Here is a 24,133-nt window from a genome sequence, read left to right on the forward strand (position 1 = left end):
TAGTATATATAGCCAGAGGTCTTTTTACAATTCTTGTTTAGTTATAGCTATTTGCGAATTAGCCAATGGTATAATATTTAATCCCGTGAGAATATTTATTATACATTTGTGCATAATGTTTATAAAAATTGACTTTAACCCCCTCTTTCACGTTAAAATGAAAAGGATGTGCTTAAACAGATTCAGAACATAACAATCAGAGTTGTTATCTTAATAGGAGATAAATAGATGGCGGATAAGAAAGCCACAGTCCATATTGATGGTCTAGATCCAATCGAACTTCCAATTTACCAAGGTACTGCTGGTCAGGATGTAATCGATGTACGTACGTTAGGTGCTCATGGTCATTTCACATATGATCCAGGTTTCATGTCGACTGGTTCTTGCGAATCTTCAATTACATATATCGACGGTGGCAAAGGGATATTACTTCACCGTGGTTACCCAATTGAACAACTAGCCGAAGACTCAGATTATGTTGAGTTGTGTTATTTACTGCTAAATGGTGAGTTACCAACTAAAGAGCAATATGCTGATTTTGCATCACAAATTACACATAGCACGATGCTTGATGAGAAAATTGCAAACTTCTTCCAAGGTTTCCGTTTTGATGCCCATCCAATGGCTATGCTATGTGGTGTAGTTGGTGCATTATCATCTTTTTATCATGAAGATCTTGATATTACTGATGCAACACAACGTAAAACAAGTGCAGTAAAATTAATTGCTAAGCTACCAACTATCGCAGCGATGGCTTACAAATATAACGTAGGTCAACCATTCGTTTATCCACGTAATGATTTAAGCTATGCAGAAAACTTCTTACATATGATGTTTTCTGTACCAGCTGAAGAATATAAAGTTAATCCAGTGACTGCTAAAGCAATGGATAAAATCTTTATGCTTCACGCTGATCACGAGCAAAATGCATCAACGTCTACAGTACGCTTAGCTGGCTCTTCTGGTGCTAACCCATATGCATGTATTGCAGCGGGTATCGCATCACTATGGGGCCCTGCACATGGCGGTGCTAACGAAGCATGTTTAAACATGTTAGAAGAAATTGGCTCTGTTGATCGCATCGACGAATACGTTGCTAAAGCAAAAGATAAGTCGGACCCATTCCGTCTTATGGGCTTTGGACACCGTGTTTACAAAAACTTCGACCCGCGTGCAACTGTAATGCGTCAAACCTGTCACGAAGTACTTGCTGAGCTTAATATTCAAGATCCATTGCTGGATATTGCAATGAAACTTGAGCAAATTGCCTTAGAAGACCCATACTTTGTTGAGAAGAAACTTTACCCTAACGTAGACTTCTACTCAGGTATTATCTTAAAAGCAATTGGTATCCCAACAAGCATGTTCACTGTGATCTTCGCAATGGCACGTACTGTTGGTTGGATCACACACTGGGACGAGATGTTATCGCAACCTGGTCATAAGATCAGCCGTCCACGTCAGCTATATACTGGTCACACACACCGTGATTACGTAGCGACAGACAAGCGTTAATTTTAGTTAATGCTAAAAAGGGCCGCATTTGCGGCCTTTTTTGTATCTAGTCCTTGAGAAATATCACAAAGCCATTACAATTCCGATTCAGTTTTTAATTCGGCTTTGCTGTGCTTGGTGTTGAAAAGTTATGTTTAATATAGAAAAAATTCGCGCAGACTTTCCTGCCCTAAAACAACTCGTCAACGGGCAACCGCTGGTCTATCTTGATTCGGCTGCAACCACACAAAAACCACTGTCAGTTATCAGCGCGACTGAGCAATTTTACGCACGCAATAATGCTAATGTTCATCGTGGCCGCCATACCTTAAGCGAACAAGCAACCCATGCCTATGAACAAGCAAGACAGACCGTTGCCAATTATTTTAATATCGATGCAAATGAATTAGTTTGGACCAAAGGAGCTACTGAGGCAATAAACTTAGTGGCGAATGGCTTAACTGAGCAGCTTGATAATGATTCAACCATCATCATTTCAGCCTTAGAGCATCACGCTAATATTGTGCCATGGCAACAGTTAGCAAAGCGCACGGGAGCAAAGCTACTGGCACTTCCGTTACAAAAAAATGGCTGCTTTGATGTTCAAGCATGTGTTGAATTCATCAGTCAGCATAAGCCATCTGTACTTGCTATCACTCACGCGTCTAATGCGCTTGGTAATATCACAGATCTTGACCCAATATTACATGCCGCAAAACGCCATGATGCAATTACCTTAGTGGATGGTGCGCAAGCTGCGCTGCATTTACAGCCAAATTTACCTCAACTTGGTTGTGATTTTTATGTTTTTTCGGCTCATAAAATGCTCGGGCCGACCGGATTAGGAGGATTATATGGTCGTTATGATCGATTAAATAGTTTAGCTGTGTATCAAACTGGTGGCGAAATGATTGAAACTGTAACATTAGCAAAAACAATATTTCGTCAGGCACCAGCAAAGTTTGAAGCAGGTACACCAAACATTGCTGCAGTGATCGCTTTTGCAACTGCAATCGATTATCTAACCAGTTTAAATAAGACTAATGTATATACTCATGAACAAGTAATTTTTAATTATGCGGCAGAAAAACTGCAAGCCATCGCAGGAATTACCGTTTATAGCAACATTGAGAACAATATTGGTACCCTTTGTTTCAATTATAAAGACGAACACCCTTTCGATATAGCAACACTTTTAGATGGTTATGGTATAGCAGTTCGCAGCGGTCATCATTGTGCGCAGCCATTAATGCAACATTTAGGTATTAATGGCAGTGTTCGAGCCAGCTTTGCATTTTATAATAACCATAGCGATGTTGATTTATTTATCGCTGCTTTGCAAAATTGCTTAGAGTTATTAGACTAATTATGGATAAGACATGATTAAAACGTTTAAAGAAATTGCTTCATCGCTTGAGAGCTCGCCATCATGGCAACAAAAATACCGTGAAATAATGCTACTAGGTAAACAATTACCAGCTATGCCGGCTGTTTTAAAAACCAGTGATGCCCTTGTGCCTGGCTGTGAGAGTAAAGTTTGGCTGTATTTGGATTTTGATCTTGAAGAAAATTGCCTAGTTATTATTGGTGACTCAGATACCCGCATAGTAAAAGGATTATTAGCGATCATTTTGTCGCTTTATAATGGTTTAACCCCTGAACAAGCTATTAACACTGACGCATTTGCACAGTTTAATCATCTAGGGCTTATCCAGCACCTTAGTCCTTCCAGAGGCAACGGTATTAAAGCCATGGTTGAGCGTATTCAAACCATGGCACAACAGAAAAACTAACTTTTCACGATACGTGCGCAGCGATCTAAATATTTACGTATTGATTTTGCTGCGACAAAAAAACCAAAGCTTCCGGTTACCATAGTCGCTGAACCAAAACCGTTGTTACAATCCATATTCATGGAGCCATCAGCCCCCTGTTTAGCATGACAAACGCTGCCATCAGTACTTGGATATACCAATTGCTCAGTTGAATAAACACAATCGATGTTGAATTTTCGCTTTGGATTGCTACTAAAGTTGTACTGCTTGCGCAAAATATATCGGACTTTTGCCAGTAATGGATCATGGGTGGTCTTTGCTACATCACCAAAAGTGATTTGACTCGGATCAGTTTGACCGCCAGCACCACCGGTGGTGATCACCGGTATTTTGTTACGTTTACAATGCGCTATTAATGCCGCTTTTTCTTTTACTGCATCAATGCAATCTATGACATAGTCAAAACCACTTATATGCTCACGAATATTATCTAAAGTAATAAAATCATCGACAACACTGACCTCACACAGTGGATTGATCAATTCACAGCGGGCCTTCATTGCGACAACCTTTGCTTCACCCACCGTGCCTGTTAATGCATGTATTTGCCGATTCACGTTGGTTGCACAAATATCATCAAGATCAATTAAGGTTATTTTACCAACTCCAGTACGTGCTAGAGCCTCTGCCGCCCACGAGCCCACGCCACCAATACCAATAACACAAAAGTGGGCTTGTTGTAGCCATTCAAATTCAGTGTTGCCATATAATCTTTTGATACCACCAAAACGGATATCGGTTACTTTTTCACTCATTTACCAATCCAGTTGCCATGGTGTCTGCCAAGGCTGAAAATTTTCATGTTCAATTAATGTTGTAAACTCATCATCGTAATGCGGTAACAAACTAAATTGCTGTAGTTTACCTTGCCACACAAAACTTAGTGCAAAAGCATGTAAATAGGTGCGCTCAGCAGCAGTACCACCGTATATTACATCACCTAAAATCGGCGCAGAAAGGCTTTTTAGCGCGACCCGTAGTTGGTGCGTTTTACCCGAGTAAGGCTTTAAAATAAATGCCCTTCTATTGGCTTTAAAATTAATAGAATAAAAGCGAGTTATGGCTGGGTTTTCTTTACTTGTTAGTAGCTTATAGGTACTACGGCGTGATTTAGCCATATCCCCTTTGATCCAACCTTGCTTTTTCTTCGGTTTGCAATCACTTATCGCCAAATAAAACTTATTAACTTGATGAGCAGTAAATAAAACTGTCAGCTTTGCAGCCGCTTCACTACTGCGTGCTAAAATTATTAGCCCCGATGTCACTTTATCAAGGCGGTGCACAGCATATAACTTTTCTGCGAGTTGTTGCTCAGCCAGTACTACAAAACCTGGGCCTTCTTCACTATGGAAATTAAGCCCGGCAGGTTTTTCTATAATATAAAAATCAAGGTGCTTTGCTATAACCTTGAGTAATGTGAACGTGTTCACCACTTAATGACTTTGCAGTATAGCGACTACACGCGCTAAATCATCAGGCGTATCAACCCCTGCTTGCGGTGTTATTTTTGCCTGTTCTATTTTTATTTTATAGCCATGATATAAAACACGTAATTGCTCAAGAGATTCAAGTTGCTCTAATGGGGATGGCGTCAGTGAGATGTATTGTTTAATAAAACCAGCGCGGTATGCATAAATACCCACATGACGTTGAAAATCTTGTATGTCTAATCCGTTATTTTCACCTGTGTACATATTACTTCGATCATAGGGAATGCTGGCACGAGAAAAGTACAGTGCGTTTTTATTTACATCGCTGACGACTTTAACTGCGTTGGGATTAAAGATCTCATCGACACTATCAATGGCAGCACTCAAGGTCGCCATTGGCGCACTTGAATTAGCAAGTAAAGCAGCAACTTGCGAGACATTTTCAGCGGCTAATAAAGGCTCATCACCTTGTACATTCACTACAATAATATCGTTATTGAGAGATAATAAATCAACAACTTCTGCTAGCCGTTCAGTGCCTGACTGATGATCATCTCGAGTCATTAATACATCATTAGTAAAACCTTTGACAACATCAAAAACCTGTTGGTGATCGGTGGCTATCACGACCTTACTTGCCCCTGACACCATCGCCTTTTCATAAACATGTTGGATCATCGGTTTGCCACAAATATCAGCAAGTGGTTTACCTGGTAGACGACTCGATGCAAAGCGTGCAGGAATAACGACTACGAATTCCACTTTTCAATCTCTTCTAAGCTCAATTCACGCGCTTCATTTTCTAGTAATACAGGAATATCATCTCGAATAGGGTAAGCAAGTTTTGCAGCTGTGCTGATCAATTCACTGTTTTCTTTGTCTAAACGTAATTTGCCTTTACACACTGGGCAAGCAATTATTTCAAGTAATTTTGTATCAAAGGCCATCTAGGATCCCTTTTTCTCTCAGTAATAAGTTAAGTTTAGAAACCACCGCAGGGGATGGCTCTGCGTCAACGGGTAAAAAATACCACGTTGGTTTTGCAAATGAATGACATTTTACCGCATCTTTCTCCGTCATAAACACTATATCATCATTAAATTTTATGAAATCTTGTGCTGTATAACCATAATGATCTCGAAAATGATGGCAACTTAGCAATGTAATGCCTTGTTGACGTAAGCTATTTTCAAAACGTTGTGGATTACCAATGGCGCTCACTGCGTGACCGGTCAAAAGCGGGACTTTAGTTGCTATATTAGTGGCAACATTTACTAAATCAGCACTTTTTAGCTGATAATTAAACGTGGCGTTCCCCCCATTTTCAATAACTAAGTCAACTGATTTTAAACGTTTTTGTGTTTCTCTCAGTGGCCCCGCAGGCATTAACAAGCCATTGCCAAAACGCCGTTCACTATCAACAATACAGCACTCTATTGTTCTGGCCATTTTATAATGTTGCATACCATCATCGGAAATAATCACATCAAGCTGATAATGCGCAATTAATTGTTTTATATTCGCTTGTCGATCTGGGCCTACAACTACAGGGCAGTCAAGCCTGCGTTGAATAAGTACCGGCTCATCACCTGCCTGAGTCGTGTCGGTATGCTCAGTCACAGTAAGTGGATAGCTATCACTATTACCGCCATAGCCGCGACTAATAATGCCAACTCTTAAGCCACGCTGCTGTAAGTAATTCGCAAGCCAGATCACAAAGGGGGTTTTCCCATTACCACCAACGCTAATATTACCTACCACGATAACTGGCACAGGACTTTGGTATGCCTTCAATAAACCTAGCTTATACGCTAATTTACGCAGATCACTTATAAACCAAAATAATACAGTCAGTGGTAAAAGTAATATGGTAATAAAGCTTATTTCTCGATACCAACTTTGTTCTATTTTACTCACCCGTGATCACCAAATTGCATCTTGCAAAGCGCTGCATACGTGCCATCATTAGCCAGTAAGCTAGTGTGATCACCACTTTCTATCACTTGACCATTATCAATAACATAGATGCGGTCGCTTTGTTCGATTGTTGATAATCGGTGGGCAATCACAATAGAGGTTTTATTTTTCATTAATGCTTCTAAAGCTTGCTGGATCAGTTTTTCAGACTCAGTATCCAATGCAGAGGTTGCTTCATCTAAAATCAAGATTGGTGCATCTTTTAATATCGCCCGCGCAATTGCAATTCGTTGGCGCTGCCCGCCTGATAACATTACACCATTCTCACCGACCATGGTATTTAGACCATCGGGTAAATCTTTAACAAATTCCCACACATGTGCTTGTCTTGCTACATTCAATACCTCGTCATCGCTAAGTGAACGTGCAATCCCATAACTGATGTTATTAGCAATAGTGTCATTAAATAACACCACTTGCTGGGATACTAAAGCAAATTGGCGACGTAAATCAGTTAACTTATAATCCGCCAATGGCACACCATCGAGTAAAATCTCACTGGGCGGTTGTAAGTCATAATAACGCGGTAATAAGTTTGAAATGGTTGATTTACCAGAACCAGAACGCCCAACTAACGCAATACTCTCGCCTGCTTTTATAGTGAGCGATAAGTTTTTTAATACAGCTTCTGCTTTCGTTGGGTAATTGAAGGTGACATTTTTAACTTCAATCATACCTTTTACTTTATCTACACTAACTGTACCGACGTCTTTTTCGACCTCTTCATCAAGCACTAAAAAAATACTTTGCGCTGCAGATATGCCACGCTGTAAATCACTATTTACATTAGCTAATTGCTTTAAAGGGCGTAATAACATCATCATCGATGAAATAAGCACCACAAAATCCCCCGAGCTCACTGTATCAATCATTGATGGCATGGAAACCACCCAGAGAATAACGGCCATTGCACTGGCAGCCAAAATTTGAATCACAGATACACTAAGCGCTTTAGTGGCATCCATTTTGATACGCTGCTGACGGTTATGGTTATTAATTTTTGCAAACTGAGTTATTTCTTGCGCTTGACCGCCAAAGCCATGAATAACTTTATGACCACTGAGCATTTGCTCTGAGCTACGGGTAACTTGTCCCATTGCTGATTGAATGTTTTTAGAGATATGGCGAAAACGTTTTGATACAACAGAGACAATAACGGCCACTAAGGGAATTATAACCAAAAAGATTAACGACAGCTTCCAACTGGTATAAAACATCACAGCTAGCAAAAACACCACAAACGCGCCTTCTCTGACCACAATGAGCATCGCTTTGGTGATCGCTTGCTGTACTTGCTCTGTATCGAACGTTATTTTTGAAATCAAATCACCCGTTGAATTTTGATCATGAAATGCAACCGGTAAATGTAAAATATGCTCAAATAATTGCTGACGTAACGAACGGACAACTTGTGAACCCACATAACTTAAACAATAAGACGAGATATAATTAAAAACACCTCGGCCAAATACTAACGCGATGACAACAAATGGCGCGTATTTTAATACTTCAGCGTTGCGTTGATTTAAGCCCTGATCTATAAATGGCTTCATTAGTTGGATAAATAAAGCATCCATCGCTGAGTAACCAATCATGCCAATAACAGCAAAAATGGCAACGCTTTTATAATCCCCCACATACGTCAATAAACGCTTATAAATTTGTGATGTAGTCTGGTCCATAATACTCTCTTATTCATAATCTGTGGCTATTGTAGCCTCCAGTTGCACAAAACTAAACTCAATCTTTTAGAAACCAATAACTTTCATCTTCACGAGCTAGGTTTACTGTGTAGTGATGTGGATAAAATTCAATTTTAACCTGCCCTTTATTCGCTGTTGTATATTGTAAAGCATGCTGTGTAGCATAACGTGCTATAACTTCTGTACGTGGAAATTGCCACTGTCCTTTATATGCCGTTGAATGAATAACAATCTCAGGAGCAACCGCAGCAATAAATGCATCACTCGATGAGGTATTACTGCCATGGTGAGGACTCAGTAATACCGTACTTTTAAGCACCCCTTGCTGCTGGATTAGTTGCGCTTCTCTTGTTGCTGAAATATCACCTGGAAGCAAAACACTGAACCTGCCATCGCTAATGCGCACGACACAAGAGTTATCATTATCAGTTATTAAATGCTGTGCTGGCTCGCTCACGGTAATGGTTAAGTCATAAAAACTATATTCGCCCGCTCTGCAAACTTGCTCTGGCCCATTTGGTTGTAGCAATTTAAAAGTATGCTGATAACCTTGCTCTAACCAATGGATAAGCCCTCCAGCATGGTCTTTATCCATGTGGCTGATGAGCGCAACTTCCGCCTCAATGCCGTTTCTTTTTAAATAAGGTATTAAGGTGCTGTTGACCCGCGTAAATGTATTAAAATAAATTGGGCCAAGATCATAGATAAAACCTTTACCTCGATTACTGACTAACACCATGGTGCCATGACCGACATCGAATACATTTAGCTGCCAGCGCGGTTTGGTCAGTAAATAATGATCGAGTACAACCAGTAATAATGGTATGCATGCCAATAAACGCCAGGGCAAAAAACACACAATTATTACTGTAATGTAGCTACTAATAAGCCATTGCTGGCTAAAATTTGTGGTATCAAACCAACGAAAATCAACCGGGATCAACAATAAGAGTTGATAAATATGTTGTAATAATGAATCAAACACACTAATCAACCCACTAATATCAAAAAACACACTAATTGCAGAAAACATTACTAAGCAAGGCATGATAATTAAACCAAGTAATGGGATAGCCACTAAATTAACAACTAAGCCAATTACACTGACCCCATTAAAATAATAAAGTGATAATGGTAGTAAACCAATAAACAATGCAAGCTGTAGAATAATAAGTGTTTTTATGATGGCTAAAAAGCCGGAGCTGGTTACGGTTATAACACTAAAAACCCAAAAGATAATTGCCACCGCAGTGAATGAAAAATAAAGTCCCGGATTAAGTAAACTAAATGGATCAATAAGTAATACACATACCAATGCAAACAAGATAAATCGCCAGCGTAGTGCCTGCTTAGCAAAGTAATAAATAACTAAATAACACCCTAGCATGATCAGCGCACGCGTTGCAGAGACGATAAAACCACTTAAGTACACATAACTAAAAGCAAGCACAAATCCACCTAAACTATAAATAAGTGACAAATTGATCTGCTGTGTAGTTGGTTTAACCACAAAAATAAAAAGGCTTGTTAAATAGCGAGTTATAAAAAAACCGATACTAAACATCAAGCCAATGTGTAATCCCGAAATAGCCAATAAATGGCTAATACCAAATTGCTGTAATTCTTGCTTTTGTGAAAAACTCATAGCACTGCGGTCGCCAGTCATTAGCGGATAAAACAGCCAATTTAGCGAGTTATGCTGGTAGGTATGTTTGATAAAATTACGGTATTTTTCAATTAGCTCAAATTCATGGTTGTTCGATATTTCGATAATACTACCAACTTGCTTGCCTTTAAAAAATAGTCGCTCACTAAATGCGTAACGCTCTTTATCAAACACATCATAATTTTTTTGGCTGCGATATTTTTCTAATTCAAGCCACGTTGTAACGTGATCACCTACTTTGAGTCTCTGGTCGTTTTTTAAAGTGAGCAATGCAAAAGGAGGCTTAATATTTGATAGAGGCTGATTATCTATCTCATTGAGCTGAACTTTTAAATAATAGTTATCACGCTGAGAAATAACTTCAACAATCGTAATATTACTTAGATGTGGTTTATTTTCATCCAAAGCCAAGCTGGAAATTGCATAAAAGCTGGAAAAATGTCCCCATACACACAAAATTCCACAAATAAAACCTAACAATACACGGTAAAACGGCTTAAAATAGGCACTCGCAATTAACAGAGATAACGCGAAAACTGTAAATACAAGGGTCTGATAATAATAAACGGTTATAATACAACCAACGACAAACCCAACGCTTAACCAAACAGATGTAAATGGTTGCTTTAAATGGCTAAAAAAACGATCCAACGGTTTTTACCCGATCACAATAAAGTTAAACATCATAAATATTTAAAAATTTTTGGTCGTTTACTCCACGATGCTAATCTATGGCATTTAAATCGTCGCTCAGCTCGTGGGGCATTTTCAGTCGGTTTATTCTTCGCTTTCATCCCTGTTCCTTTTCAGATGGTGCTTGCTGCTGCGTTGGCTATTCCATTACGAGTAAATCTACCTATTTCTGTCGCCGTAGTATGGATCACTAACCCGCTAACCATGCCACCTATTTTTTATTGTTCGTATTTAATTGGTACGTTAGTGTTAGGGCAGCCGGAGCAACATTTTGCATTTGAACCAAGTTGGCAGTGGTTTATGGAAAGCTTAACCACCATTGGTCCTGCTTTTTTAGTTGGCTCGCTTATTTCTGCCTGTGTTGCCTCAATAATAGGCTATTTCGGTGTTGATTTACTATGGCGACGCTCAGTGCGAAAAGCATGGTTAAATCGTCATAAAAAATAACTGTTTCAATTTAAAGTATAGACAAAAAAAACCCTGCTTAGCAAAGCAGGGTTTTTTATTTTAATACTAAGTGACCGTTAATGCTGGATCACCTAGCAATAATTTCAATACTTATCGCAATATACGACGCAGACCAACTAACGGTAGTAACAATAACGTATACCAAGGGGAACTAGACGATTGACGTTCATAAGTTTCCGTTTCAGGAGCTGAACAACTATCAATAGTCCCGTTAATAGGAGATAACTTCACTGGCACTGCAATACTTTCGTATTCTATTTCACCATTGATATCTCGTACAACACCGCCTAATGAATCAGTTTTTTCGACCGTTTTAGTAGCAACACCAAAAATTTCGTTTTTATTGTTAATCACTTTAGCTTCTGCAACAACATAACCGTAACGTGTTTCACCATCTGCTTCGTAGCAAGGCAGTAAATCATTTATGTTTGTAATCGCATCTTCACCAATCTTGTACAGGAAACCTTCGCGGCGACGCGCACCAACATTAAATAGGTCAGTTTCACCTTCACCAACAATATAACCATTGTCATTAATATCATTGGCAACTGAGCTGGAGCTATTAAAGAAATCCGTTGGGAATACAGTACTATTACTGGCAACATCATGATAAAAGAATTTTTGACGATCTGAGCCATCAATTCTCTTTATTCCATAACCAACAATCGTATTATTATTATTAATTGCTACTGCCTTACCACCTGTCCAATCATCTTCTTGATTGAGCATTTCAACAACGTTTCCGTCTTTGTAATAAACAGGCAACGATCTAATTGTTGACGATCTGTTATTATCACGAATGTCAGAGTAACCGGCAACAATACCATTACTATTAACGGCAAGTGCATTACTTATAAATGCAAACCCATCATCATCTTCTGGTGTAAGACCCAAACCAAGCGGTTCAGTTTTAGTAATGTTTAAATTTGTATCAAGTGTCCACTTAACTGCACGGGTATCGAACAATCGTGATGATGTGCTTCTATACAAATTCTCAATACAAACACTGACAGGTTCATCTTCACCATCACAATTATCATCAATATTTTCTTGTCTATCAACTGGGATCCCTGTTGATACTTGCCCAACGACAATATAACCGGTGTTTGTTTTAACGATATCGTTGGCTGAACTTAAGCCACCAAATTCCGCATACTCTGGCACTAATGGCACATTTAAACCCGATGGCGATACAACAATGCCCCGAGAAATAAAATCACGCACGAATCGTGTTTCTTCTTCACTTTCACCCTCAGGAAGAAAGCTAGTTTTCTCATAAGGTGCACTGCCCCAACCCGCAGTAACACCGTCTTCTGCTACTGCATTATAATTATTGCTAACGGAGCGTGTAAGGCCATCATAATCAACTGATGCAACATCAAAAAGAACTTGTTCTTGCGCTTCACCATTTAAAACATTGTAACCGATGATATTAGCCAATTTTTGATATTCTGAGTTGTTAGCTTGTGCTGATAAAAATGAAAGCATAAAACTGTGTGCATCTGGGTTAGTCGCCGCTGCATTATTATTTTCAATATCATCTAGAGTAAAGGTAATTTGCTTATCAATTAACTCGAAATTATTTTCTTGCTGATCGTATGCCCTTTCGATTAGGCTATCAGTAAAATCTATATAGCTAACATCAATAGGTAAATTGTAAATACCGTTAGCAACGCCGATTATATTGCCACTTTCGCTGACATCTTTAACGTAGTTATGCTTTGCTTCGTCTAAAGAACTCAGCTCTGTTAACTGATACGTGGCACTGAGTGCCGATGTACTCATCGTAGCTAAAATACTAGCCGCGAGTAATTTATATTTCATTTTAGTCCTTACTACTGATTCTTTAAATCTTCAAGTTCTTCCCAGCGCTCCAGAGCGGCTTCAAGGTCAGACTCAAGTTGTGCTAAATGGTTCAATTCTTTGGTTGTCGCACTGGCATCTTGTTTAAAGAAATCAGCGTCATTAACCACAACTTGCTGTGCTTCTAATGCTTGTTCAAGTTGTTCCAGCTTACTGGGTAATTGTTCTAATTCAAGTTTTAATTTGTAAGAGAGTTTATTACTTTTGTTATCTGCTTTAGCCACAGGAGCTGGTGCAACGACTGCTTCTTTTTTAGCAGGTGTAGTTAGCTGTTTTTTTTGTTCCTGTGCTAAATAATTAGCATAGGCTTCATAATCACTGTAACCACCGACAATATCTGTAATTACCCCATTACCTTCAAATGCCCAAACACTGGTACAGGTATTATCAATAAACTCACGGTCATGGCTTACAATTAACACAGTTCCCTGATACTGATTAATAATATCCTCTAACAGCTCAAGGGTTTCTATATCTAAATCATTGGTTGGCTCATCAAGCACAAGAATATTTGATGGTTTTAAAAATAGTTTAGCTAATAATAAGCGATTTTTTTCACCGCCAGAGAGTGCTTTAACTGGTGTACGAGCACGCGCAGGTGGGAATAAAAAGTCTTGTAAATAACCGAGTACATGACGTGAGCGTCCGCCCATCATTACTTCTTGCTTACCTTCGGCAACGTTATCTTGTACGGTGGCTTCTTCATCAAGCTTTTGGCGGTATTGATCAAAGTAAGCAAACTCTAAGTTCACCCCTTGCTTAACAATCCCTGCATCAGCTTCAATATCACCAAATAGCAGTTTTAATAAAGTCGTCTTACCAATACCGTTAGGGCCAACTAAGCCAATACGATCGCCACGCATTACTAATGTAGAGAAGTCATTGGCGATAACTTTATCTTTATTAAATGCATGATTTAGATGTTTAGCTTCAAATACTAATTTACCTGAACGGTCTGCAGTTTCAATATTGAAGTCAGTTTTACCCACTTGATCAACACGCTGTTTGCGTTCATTACGTAGCTGTTTGAGCTCGCGGACACGCCCTTCATTACGCGTTCGACGTGCTTTTACACCTTGGCGGATCCACGTTTCTTCTTCTGCTAAGCGTTTGTCAAATAATGCGTTTTGCGTTTCTTCTACTTTTAAATCATGGGCTTTTTGCTCTAAATAAGTAGCATAATCGCCAGGGTATGAAATTAACTTACCACGATCTAAATCAAGAATACGCGTAGCAACTGCACGAATAAAAGCACGGTCATGAGAAATAAAGACAATACCGCCTTTAAACTCTTTTAAGAATTGTTCAAGCCACATCACACTTTCCATATCTAAATGGTTAGTAGGCTCATCAAGTAATAATAAATCCGGCTCACTGACAAGTGCCCGTGCAAGAGCAACTTTGCGTAACCAGCCACCAGAAAGTGATTCAAGTTTGGCTTCTGGTGCTAATTCTAACTGTGTTAATACAAGTTGAATTCTACTATCAAAACGCCAACCATCTGCGGCTTCGAGTTGATTTGATAAACGTTCAAGTTTATTAAGTAGTTTATCTGTGCAGTCAGTTTGTAACTCAGTGCTGACGTGATGAAAGTCAATTAATAAATTTGCAATCTCAGGCATACCTTGAGCAACATAATCAAACACCGAGCCACTAGCCCCTTTTGGTGGATCTTGCTCTAGACGCGATATTTTAATACTACCTAACTGATTTATTTCACCATCATCTAAAATAACTTGGCCATCAAGGACTTTTAGTAACGTTGATTTACCCGCACCATTACGACCAACCACACACACACGCTCACCAGTTTCGATGACGGCATCAGCGTTGTCTAACAGTGGATGCGTACCATACGCGAGTTGAGCTTTAGAAATTCTAATTAAATCCATACTATCTGTTTACTCTTATTCTGTTTGCGTAAAAAACTGACGCACATCTTGCGCAGTGAAAGGCCAAAATAATTGCGGGCCTTGATCGCTTTTTAAAACGGGTATACTGGTCTGATATTCTGTAATTAATTCTTCATCACTCATAATATCAACAAGCTGTAACAGATCATCACCTAACAACGGCGTGATCAAGCTCTGCGCTTGCTCACATAAATGACAGCCATCGGTATGATACAAAATCCACTTAGCCATGGGTTATCAACCAGCTATTATGTATTTTTTTATTGCGTTTGAAGTCAGGAGAAATCGTCTGCTCTGAAATATTAACAGCTTTTAAGCCTAAGCCAATCAAGCCAACTTCATCCATGGTGAAGCCACGCATATTATTCGAGAAAATCAACGTGCCAGATGGACTGAGGATTTTTTTGACCCATGTCAGTAATTTAATATGATCATTTTGTACATCAAAAGCATCTTTCATGCGTTTTGAATTTGAAAACGTTGGCGGATCTAAAAAGATCAAATCGTATTGGCTTGTGGCATGCTCAAGCCACTTCAAACAATCAGCCTGTTCAAAACGATAACGGGTATTACTGATATTGTTCAGGTCAAAGTTATCTTGGCCCCATTTTAAATAGGTTTTCGATAGATCAACCGTGGTTATCGCTTTAGCGCCACCCAGAGCTGCATGTACAGAGGCTGTCCCTGTGTAGGCAAATAAATTCAAGAAGCGTTTATCTTTGGCATTTTCTTGGATATAACGACGAGCAAGACGGTGGTCTAAAAACAAGCCAGTATCTAAGTAATCAAATAAATTGACTTTAAACTTCGCGCCAAACTCCTCAACTACTTGAGTACGATTTTGCTTAGCCATTGGTGTGTATTGCTCTTCACCTTTTTGCTTTTTACGTACTTTTACAGCAATATTTCCAGGTGCGATATTGAGCTGCTGTGAGGTTAACGAAATCACGTCTTGTAAACGTTTGTGCGCTGTTACATCGTCAATTTCTTTCGGCGCAGCGTACTCAAATATTACCGCTGAATCACCATAAATATCAACGGCTACATTGTATTCAGGAATGTCAGCATCGTAGACACGATAGGCCTGCACATCATTTTGTTTGAGCCAATTTTTCAGGCCTTGCTTATTCTTTTTAACCCGATTAGCAAACGACATTGAACCTTCAAAGTTCAATGCAGGCTTATCTTCAGTTGTTTGGCTGACTTGTTTGTCATCAAGTTGATATAAATTAAGTACCACATCAAGTGGACCATTTTTAAATTTATAACGCTTGAGTTTCACCAGCTTTAATAATTTAAATAAACTCTCATCCATGCCTAGTAGGGCAAGTTTCCAGTTATTAAAATGTTTTTTAAAGCCTGTACCTAAAGCACTGTGTAAACTTACCAACTCAGCCATCGAACCAATACGTTCACCATACGGTAAATTTGAAATAACCACACCTGGTAATTTTGCCACTGAGGTAAGCTTAGTTGCATCGCTTTGTTTAAACTTGATCACATCACCTAGATCAGCTCTACGAGCATTATCTACTGCTTTGCTTAGTACATTAGCGTCATTGTCATGGCCAATAAGCCATAGTTTAGGATCTGTAATTTGTGCTGTAAGCTGCTCTTTTAACTCTTTGTATTTAGCAATACGGAAACTTGGTAAGCGCTCAAATGCAAATCCCTCACGGAATAAACCCGGCGCTTCATTACGCGCCATGCCAGCAGCTTCAATCAAAATAGTACCTGCACCACAGCAGGGATCAAATAGCGGCTGTTGAACATTGTCAAGCCAACCACTGCGTTTGATCAGTGCTGCCGCTAAATGCTCTTTAATAGGTGCCTTACCTTGACCTTCTCGATAACCACGTTCAGATAAACGCGGTCCTGAATAATCGATATACATGGCCACACCTTGACGCGATAAACGCGCAACAACGCGTACATTGGCATCTTGTTTATCAACGTTTGGCCGCTGTTCAAATAAATCATTAAAATAATCAACAATCGCATCTTTGATCACTAAACCTGAGAACTGGGTATTTTTAAGTGAGTCGTTGGTACCATTAAAGTCGACCGCAAAAGTTTGCGTTGGACCAAACCATTCCTGCCAAGGCTGTGAGCGAGCAAAATTGTAAAGGCTTTCTTTATTATTTACGCCCTCTTTCTCTTCGATCAACATCAGCACTCGTGTCGCGAAGCGGCTCATTAAACAGACCTTTTGTGCTAATGTAGTGTCGGCGTCAAAACGCACAGAACCGACTGTTTGTTTGGTCACCGTAGCGCCAATGTCAGTAAGTTCATCAACCAATAAATTTTCGATTCCGATAGAAGTAAGTGCGATAAAATGCAAAGTAATAACCCTTAATAGCTAATTGCGCGGGATTATAACATAGGTTGGGCGACAAACACGCGATAAACAAAGGAACTACAAAAAATATGCTTAGGCTGTTTTACTGTTTTGTGCGTGGTTATAAATTGGATGGACACGATTGTTAAGTATACGAATAGCTTCAAATTGATTAAGGCTTAAGTTTTCATCAAGCTTAAAATGCTCAGATAGACAAATGCATAAAGAGGCTTCTTTACAGTGGTCAACAATCAAAAACTCACCACTTTGTTCGCTAGTTTGCAATTTTATAACGGCTTCTATACTGGGCTCATTGCCTTTGTAGGGTTCGAAAAACCAACTTTTTGCCAGCATTGGCTTTAAATAAAATTTAGCTGCTGTCGCATTGAGCGCAATTTGACATAGCTGCGCGCCATTCCAAAGATTAAATCCAGCAAGATATTGGTAAACCTGCTGATAAAAGGCGGCATCTTCTAAACTAAAGTTAGGTTGGGTTAAAATAGCATCGGTGAGTTGACGTAGTTTATAAGGCGTGCACAGCTGCATATCTTGATCTAAATCGATCAATAAACGATTTCTTACTGGACAAGCAATCCATTTCCACTGCTTTGATGCTTGTAACATGCGTTCCCTACGCCCCTACTAATTAATCTTATGAATATTGTAGTATAGCGGCTTTTGACCAGTTAATATATATTTCTTTAGAACATTTATTGAACGATCAAAAGCTTAAATAACGGATCCTTATAAGCCTTGCAGGATCGTTTTTACCAATTGCGGTCCTTTATATATAAATCCAGTGTATACCTGTACAAGATCCGCTCCTGCTGATAATTTTTCTTTCGCACTGGCTGCATCATCAATTCCGCCCACTCCAATGATCGGCAACTTACCTGCGGTTAAACGTTTTAATTCTTGCACTACATGAGTGGAGCGCTCACGTACTGGCCGACCCGACAGGCCTCCGGCTTCATCAGCATATTGTTGTCCATGCACCGCAGCGCGCTCTAAGGTAGTGTTCGTCGCTATTACACCATCGATGTTGTTATTTAATAATGATTCACTAACTTGAGCTATTTGCACAGCATCAAGATCTGGGGCAATTTTTACTAGCATCGGCACTTGTTTATTATGTTTGGCGATCAAATCAAGCTGCTCATTTTTAAGGCTTTGCAATAGATCATCCAGTGCAGCACCATATTGCAGATCGCGAAGTCCAGGCGTATTTGGTGATGAGATATTGACAGTAATATATGAGGCATGTTCAAACACTTTGCGCATACAGTGGATGTAATCGTCTTTACCTTGTTCATTTGGGGTATCTTTATTCTTACCAATATTGATACCTAGAATGCCGTCGTATTTAGCAGCCTTAACGTTATTAATTAGGTTATCAACACCTTTATTATTAAAGCCCATACGATTGATAATTGCATTTGACTCCGGCAGACGGAAAATACGCGGCTTGTCATTACCGACTTGTGGACGAGGTGTCACAGTACCTACCTCAATAAAGCCAAAACCCATCTTTGCAAACGCATCAATGCATTCTGCATTTTTATCAAGGCCAGCTGCTAATCCTACTGGGTTTTTAAACTGTAAACCTAAAAATTCGACTGGACGATCTGCCACTGATTGCGACCATGCAGCACTGAACGGGGTATTGTTAAAACGGCGCAAGTTATGAAGTGCAAATTCATGGGCCCATTCCGCATCACGGGTGAACATAAAACGGCGAGCAAGATCGTAAAACATGAAATAATCCTCTTAATAAAAAAATACCCCAGACTAGGCTGGGGTATTGTATAACAATTTTAACGATTAACTCATTATTTTCATGTGGGAAAATAATCAGTCAGTATCAATTGCTTATTTTGCAGATGTATCACAGTTATGACTAAGTAGCATAAGTTCACGTAATGCAACTGAGAACTTAGCAAAATCATGACTTTGTGAAGTCTTAAATTCAGCTAACATTTGCTTCCAGCGTTGTAGTAACAAATCTTGGCTGTCCATCCACTGATCAATTTGACCGTCAACATCTTTGTTATCACCAGCAAAGTTATTTAAAACAACTTCAGATAGTGTACGTTGTTGCCAATCAAGTTCTTCACGGTATGAAGCGCGGGCCAATGCTTGCCAATGATTCGCCACTGGCTGATGAGTAATTTGGTCAAGGAACCAATGCAGTCCCATCCGTGCACCTAGTTTGAAGTAGGTATTAGATACCATATCAATACTACGCCCTGAATTTGCAGCAACTTCTGCTAAGTCCATTACTGAGAACAAGCTAGAGAGCGATACAATACGTGTTGCAAGCTCAGCTGGCACTGCACTTTCAATAAGCTTGTCTGCGGCCGCAGATAAACGTTCACTTTCTTTTTCAACCATGTAGGTAGTTAAGTTTGCACTTAAATCAGCGAAGGTCGGTGCAAAGAAGGCAATTGTTTGCTCAATATTTTGCGCTTTATTGCGATGACGTAAGAACCAACGCGTTGCACGGCGTACTGTACGACGTAATTGATACAACATTTCAGTTTGCACTGCGGCTGGGATCTTGTTATCAAGATCAACAATTGCAGACCACGTATCACGCATTTGGAATACTTCACTGGCAACAGAGTAACATAACGCAATTTCAGCTTCGTTTGCGCCAGTTTCTTCATGCATACGTACCATGAAGTTCAGACCCATATCGTTAACGATATTATTAGCTAATTTAGTAGCAATAATCTCTTTACGCAGTGGGTGATTATCCATCGCAGTATTGAACTTTTCACGTAGTGGTAAAGGGAAAGACTTCACTAATAGCTGACGATAATATGGATTTTCTGTGATGTCGTCAGTCACGAGTGACTCTTTAAGTACCATTTTAGCGTAAGACACAAGCACCGATAACTCTGGGCGAGTTAAATCTTTACCCGCTGCAGCGCGTTCTGCCAACTCTTCATCGCTTGGAATAAATTCAATTGCACGATTTAACTTGCCATCTTTTTCAAGGGCATGAATAAAGCGTACTTTTTCTTTAAGCGTTGATGAGCCTTTTGATTGCGTAATTGACAGTGTATGCGTTTGACGATAACAGTCTTTCAGTACCAGTTGTGCAACTTCATCGGTCATTGAATACAGTAGTTCATCACGTTGTTTACGCGTTAAATCACCGGCAGTAACTAAACCATTAAGTAAAATTTTGATATTTACTTCGTTATCAGAACACGCAACTCCACCTACGTTATCAATGAAGTCAGTATTAACGCGACCGCCTTTAGCAGCAAATTCAATACGTCCTAATTGGGTTGCACCTAAGTTGCCACCCTCACCGAGTACTTTTGCACCAAGCTCACTACCATTGATACGTAGGGCGTCATTTGCACGGTCGCCTACATCTGCATCGCTTTCTTTACTGCTCTTAATGTAAGTACCAATGCCGCCATTCCATAATAGATCGAATTCCATCATTAAGAATGCTTTGATCAACTCGTTTGGTGTCATGCTGGCTTTTTTAGTGCCCAACATTTTTTTCATTTCTGGCGTTAAAGTGATTGATTTAGCCGCACGTGAGAACACCCCGCCGCCCGCTGAAATCAAGTCTTTGTTGTAGTCTTCCCACGATGAACGAGGTAAGTTAAATAGGCGCTCGCGCTCTGGGTAAGACGTCGCTGAATCTGGGTTTGGATCAACAAAGATATGCATGTGGTTAAATGCCACTTGTAAACGGATATGCTTGGATAACAACATACCATTACCAAATACATCCCCAGCCATATCACCAATTGCAACTACCGTAAAATCAGTTGTTTGTGTATCAATGTCCATTTCGCGGAAATGACGTTTAACCGATTCCCATGCACCTTTGGCTGTAATACCCATTTTCTTATGGTCATAACCTACTGAACCACCTGATGCGAATGCATCACCTAGCCAGAAGTTATATTCATTGGCAATGCCATTGGCAATATCAGAGAAAGTGGCTGTACCTTTATCAGCTGCTACAACCAAATATGCATCATCTTCATCATGACGAGTTACATCAACCGGCGGCACAATTTCACCTTGGATAATGTTATCTGTGATATCTAATAAACCACGAATGAAGATTTTGTAACACTCTTGGCCTTCTTTGAAGAATGCGTCACGATCCGTTGGCAGTTGTTTACAAACAAAGCCGCCTTTTGAGCCTACAGGTACAATAACTGTATTCTTTACTTGTTGTGCTTTAACTAGACCAAGTACTTCCGTACGGAAATCTTCACGACGATCTGACCAACGCAGGCCACCACGCGCAACTTTACCACCACGTAAATGCACACCTTCTACACGTGGAGAATAAACAAATATTTCAAATGCCGGTAATGGCAATGGCATATCTGGAATTAAGCTTGGATTTACTTTGAACGACACATAAGACTTAAACTGACCTATGTCATCTTTTTGGAAGTAGTTAGTACGCAGCGTAGCAATGATCATATCGACGTATAAACGAATAATACGGTCATCATCTAAGTTAGCAACGTTTTCAAGTTCTACATAAATTTGTGCAATTAGCTTATCAAGCGTTTTAACACTGGCAGGGCTTTTAACAGAGAACTTTTTAGCAAATAAATTAACAATTTGCGAACCAATGTGCGGGTAATTAGCTAATGTGCTCTCGATGTAGGTTTGCGAAAAAGTAACCCCAACTTGGCGCATGTATTTTGCATAAGCGCGTAAAATTGACGCTTCGCGACCAGTTAAGCCACCCATTAGCACTAAACGGTTAAAGCCGTCATTTTCTAAACGGTTACTCCACACACTAGTAAGTGCGGCACGAAAACGTGCTGATACTTTATCGAAATCTGCAATACCTTTGCTATCAAGTAGCATTGAGAAATCCATGATCCAGTTGATACGGCCATCGCTGGTTTTAACCGAATAAGGCGTTTCACCAATGACGCGCAAGCCAAAGTTTTCAAGCATTGGCATAACGTCTGATAAATGGATTGGCTCATCTTTGTGGAATAAGCTCAAACGTACAATGTTGCTGTTCGCTTCTTCTTGCGGACGGTAAAACAACATTTCAAGCTTGTTATCGTCATTCAATAGTTCAAGCTTTTCAATATCAACAACAGCGGCACTTGGCAGTACTTCATCTTTGTAAGAACGAGCAAACGCATTACAATATTTGCGGTTTAATTCGTTACCACGTGCTTCACCAGCAGACTCTAACAGTGCTGATTGTAATTTATCTTCCCAAGTACGAGCGGCTTCTACTAAATTATTTTCGATGTCTTTCACGTTATATTCTATATTGTTGTCAGTCACACGCACGGTATAATGAGTACGCGCCAGTGTAGACTCAGAGAAGAAGGTAGTAAATTCGACTTTATCGTCTGAATTAAATGCATTGCCTAAAATATCTTGTGTTTCACGGCGCAGCGCTGTGTTATAACGCTCACGCGGTACATAGACCATGCAAGAGAAAAAACGACCATAAGCATCTTTACGCACAAATAAGCGACACATATCGCGCTCTTGTACTTGTAAAACACCCATTGCAACTTCAAGTAACTCGCTTTCACGGGCCTGAACAAGTTCATCACGCGGATAGGTTTCAAGAATATTTAACACCGCTTTATAAGCATGAGTGCCTTTGGCAAAATCACACATTTCCATAATGCGATTTATTTTACTTTTTAAAACCGGCACATCAGCGGCGCTGTTGTTGTAAAAACTTGATGAAAACAACCCGATGAAACGGTCTTCGCCAATCACATTCCCCTCATCATCAAAACGTTTAATCCCTACATAATCTATGTATGCTGGGCGATGTACGCGTGATAACGAATTGGTTTTTGTAAGGATCAACAGGTTATTGCTACGGGCTTCTTGACGGGCAACTTCTGGTAATTCAGATAACAGGCGAGAATGCTCTTCGGTTGAATTCTTCATCAAACCTAAGCTGCCCTCGATTTTACCTTTGAGCTGGTAATCGCCTTGTACTGGCGACAAATCGTATTGGCGATAACCCATTAATGTAAAATTATCTTTTACTAACCAATCTAAGAATTCAACAGTCTCTGCAACTTCACTTGCATTGTTGTTATGGTTACGTTTTGGTAATTCTTTACTGACCGCAATTAACTTTTTGCGGATTGGTTGCCAATCTTCTACCGCAGTAGACACATCGTTCAACACTGACTCAAGCTCTTTTTTGAACGAGTCAATCACTGAAGAATCTGTTTGGCGATCAATTTCGATAAAAAACACTGTTTTTGTAGAGCTAGACTCTTGTTCGGCTTTTAAATTTGATAAAGCCGAAATTTTAGCGTTTTTATCGCGTTGAATCTTAAGTGGGCTGTGTAATAGCAAGTGAGATGCGATATTTTCGCGGGTCATCGCCATACGAACAGAATCAACTAAAAATGGCATATCTTTAGCGATAATTTCGACGATTGTGTGTGATGACTGCCAGCCATCTTTTGCTACTTCAGGATTGAAAACGCGGATCACCGCATCATCAGAGGTATTTTTTTCTAGCGAGTTCCATAGGCTAAGTGCAGCGCCATATAAGTCACTATCATTGCGATGTGCCAAATCTTCTTTAGACATATTGCTGTACAAGGATTTGGCGAATTTCTCAACGAGTAACACATTATCAGCGTGAACTTTTTTCTGGATCAGCTTACAGACATTATCTAAGATAACCGAGGCTTGCCCTTCATTTCGTGTCATTACATGTTCCTTAAATCTATACCACCTACTTAGATGGAAAAT

The 24,133-nt window shown here is 39.7% G+C and carries 18 protein-coding genes; 4 read left to right on the plus strand and 14 right to left on the minus strand.

The features are described 5' to 3' along the window. The first annotated feature begins 228 nt into the window (after positions 1 to 228). From H5154_RS07040 to H5154_RS07050, 3 genes are all read left to right on the plus strand, one after another. The gene (locus H5154_RS07040) at positions 229 to 1,515 is read left to right on the plus strand and encodes a citrate synthase (protein ID WP_149981074.1); all 1,287 of its coding nucleotides are present in this window, start codon (positions 229 to 231) and stop codon (positions 1,513 to 1,515) included. A gap of 130 nt (positions 1,516 to 1,645) precedes the next feature. After that, positions 1,646 to 2,860 (plus strand): aminotransferase class V-fold PLP-dependent enzyme, encoded by a 1,215-nt coding sequence (locus tag H5154_RS07045; RefSeq protein WP_182717864.1) that lies wholly within the window; start codon positions 1,646 to 1,648, stop codon positions 2,858 to 2,860. A 13-nt stretch (positions 2,861 to 2,873) separates the two neighbouring features. Further along, complete coding sequence (locus tag H5154_RS07050) at positions 2,874 to 3,287, plus strand: SufE family protein (protein WP_182717865.1); 414 nt, start codon at positions 2,874 to 2,876, stop codon at positions 3,285 to 3,287. Here the strand turns inward: H5154_RS07050 and tcdA are convergent. The 7 genes from tcdA to H5154_RS07085 are packed head-to-tail and all read right to left on the minus strand — an operon-like array spanning position 3,284 to position 10,510. Then, positions 3,284 to 4,084: a tRNA cyclic N6-threonylcarbamoyladenosine(37) synthase TcdA gene (gene tcdA, locus H5154_RS07055; protein ID WP_182717866.1), complete on the minus strand. Its 801-nt coding sequence runs from the start codon at positions 4,082 to 4,084 to the stop codon at positions 3,284 to 3,286. The two genes, H5154_RS07050 and tcdA, sit on opposite strands and share 4 nt — an antisense overlap. After that, the gene (locus tag H5154_RS07060) at positions 4,085 to 4,759 is read right to left on the minus strand and encodes a TIGR01621 family pseudouridine synthase (RefSeq protein ID WP_257325926.1); all 675 of its coding nucleotides are present in this window, start codon (positions 4,757 to 4,759) and stop codon (positions 4,085 to 4,087) included. Positions 4,760 to 4,762: 3 nt separating this feature from the next. Continuing rightward, complete coding sequence (gene kdsB, locus H5154_RS07065) at positions 4,763 to 5,521, minus strand: 3-deoxy-manno-octulosonate cytidylyltransferase (RefSeq protein WP_182717868.1); 759 nt, start codon at positions 5,519 to 5,521, stop codon at positions 4,763 to 4,765. Further along, entirely contained in the window at positions 5,509 to 5,706 is a 198-nt protein-coding gene (locus H5154_RS07070; RefSeq protein ID WP_145233843.1) for a Trm112 family protein, read from the minus strand. The genes kdsB and H5154_RS07070 overlap by 13 nt, the downstream gene beginning before the upstream one ends. Further along, a complete protein-coding gene (lpxK, locus tag H5154_RS07075; protein ID WP_182717869.1) occupies positions 5,696 to 6,676 on the minus strand; it encodes a tetraacyldisaccharide 4'-kinase in 981 nt (326 codons plus the stop codon). The genes H5154_RS07070 and lpxK overlap by 11 nt, the downstream gene beginning before the upstream one ends. Beyond that, positions 6,673 to 8,418: a lipid A export permease/ATP-binding protein MsbA gene (msbA, locus tag H5154_RS07080; RefSeq protein ID WP_182717870.1), complete on the minus strand. Its 1,746-nt coding sequence runs from the start codon at positions 8,416 to 8,418 to the stop codon at positions 6,673 to 6,675. The genes lpxK and msbA overlap by 4 nt, the downstream gene beginning before the upstream one ends. 58 nt (positions 8,419 to 8,476) lie before the next feature. Beyond that, positions 8,477 to 10,510: a DNA internalization-related competence protein ComEC/Rec2 gene (locus H5154_RS07085; protein ID WP_259398470.1), complete on the minus strand. Its 2,034-nt coding sequence runs from the start codon at positions 10,508 to 10,510 to the stop codon at positions 8,477 to 8,479. Positions 10,511 to 10,735: 225 nt separating this feature from the next. Here H5154_RS07085 and H5154_RS07090 point away from each other — a divergent pair, with 225 nt between their 5' ends. Continuing rightward, positions 10,736 to 11,245 carry a DUF2062 domain-containing protein gene (locus H5154_RS07090; protein ID WP_149981065.1) on the plus strand — a complete coding sequence of 170 codons (510 nt, stop codon included), beginning with the start codon at positions 10,736 to 10,738 and terminating at the stop codon, positions 11,243 to 11,245. A 111-nt stretch (positions 11,246 to 11,356) separates the two neighbouring features. On the opposite strand, the gene H5154_RS07095 is transcribed toward H5154_RS07090, so the two are convergent. The 7 genes from H5154_RS07095 to H5154_RS07125 all read right to left on the minus strand — a co-directional run bounded on the left by H5154_RS07095 (position 11,357) and on the right by H5154_RS07125 (position 24,091). Then, positions 11,357 to 13,090: a DUF3466 family protein gene (locus H5154_RS07095; RefSeq protein WP_182717872.1), complete on the minus strand. Its 1,734-nt coding sequence runs from the start codon at positions 13,088 to 13,090 to the stop codon at positions 11,357 to 11,359. A gap of 11 nt (positions 13,091 to 13,101) precedes the next feature. After that, positions 13,102 to 15,021, minus strand: a complete 1,920-nt coding sequence (locus H5154_RS07100; RefSeq protein ID WP_182717873.1) for an ABC transporter ATP-binding protein — start codon at positions 15,019 to 15,021, stop codon at positions 13,102 to 13,104. A 15-nt stretch (positions 15,022 to 15,036) separates the two neighbouring features. Beyond that, positions 15,037 to 15,273, minus strand: a complete 237-nt coding sequence (locus H5154_RS07105; protein WP_149981062.1) for a glutaredoxin family protein — start codon at positions 15,271 to 15,273, stop codon at positions 15,037 to 15,039. Continuing rightward, on the minus strand, positions 15,266 to 17,383 hold the full coding sequence (gene rlmKL, locus H5154_RS07110; RefSeq protein ID WP_145233826.1) for a bifunctional 23S rRNA (guanine(2069)-N(7))-methyltransferase RlmK/23S rRNA (guanine(2445)-N(2))-methyltransferase RlmL: 2,118 nt from the start codon (positions 17,381 to 17,383) through the stop codon (positions 15,266 to 15,268). Before rlmKL ends, H5154_RS07105 begins: the two co-directional genes overlap by 8 nt. 90 nt (positions 17,384 to 17,473) lie before the next feature. Continuing rightward, positions 17,474 to 18,004, minus strand: a complete 531-nt coding sequence (locus tag H5154_RS07115) for a cell division protein ZapC domain-containing protein (protein WP_145233823.1) — start codon at positions 18,002 to 18,004, stop codon at positions 17,474 to 17,476. Between the two features lie 120 nt (positions 18,005 to 18,124). Further along, positions 18,125 to 19,135, minus strand: coding sequence for a quinone-dependent dihydroorotate dehydrogenase (gene pyrD, locus H5154_RS07120; protein ID WP_182717874.1), 1,011 nt, complete (start codon positions 19,133 to 19,135; stop codon positions 18,125 to 18,127). Positions 19,136 to 19,249: 114 nt separating this feature from the next. Continuing rightward, a complete protein-coding gene (locus H5154_RS07125) occupies positions 19,250 to 24,091 on the minus strand; it encodes an NAD-glutamate dehydrogenase (RefSeq protein WP_182717875.1) in 4,842 nt (1,613 codons plus the stop codon). Between the last annotated feature and the right edge of the window lie 42 nt (positions 24,092 to 24,133).

Origin of the sequence: Pseudoalteromonas sp. SR44-5, from assembly GCF_014163675.1 — a bacterium.
GTDB classification, from domain to species: domain Bacteria; phylum Pseudomonadota; class Gammaproteobacteria; order Enterobacterales; family Alteromonadaceae; genus Pseudoalteromonas; species Pseudoalteromonas rhizosphaerae.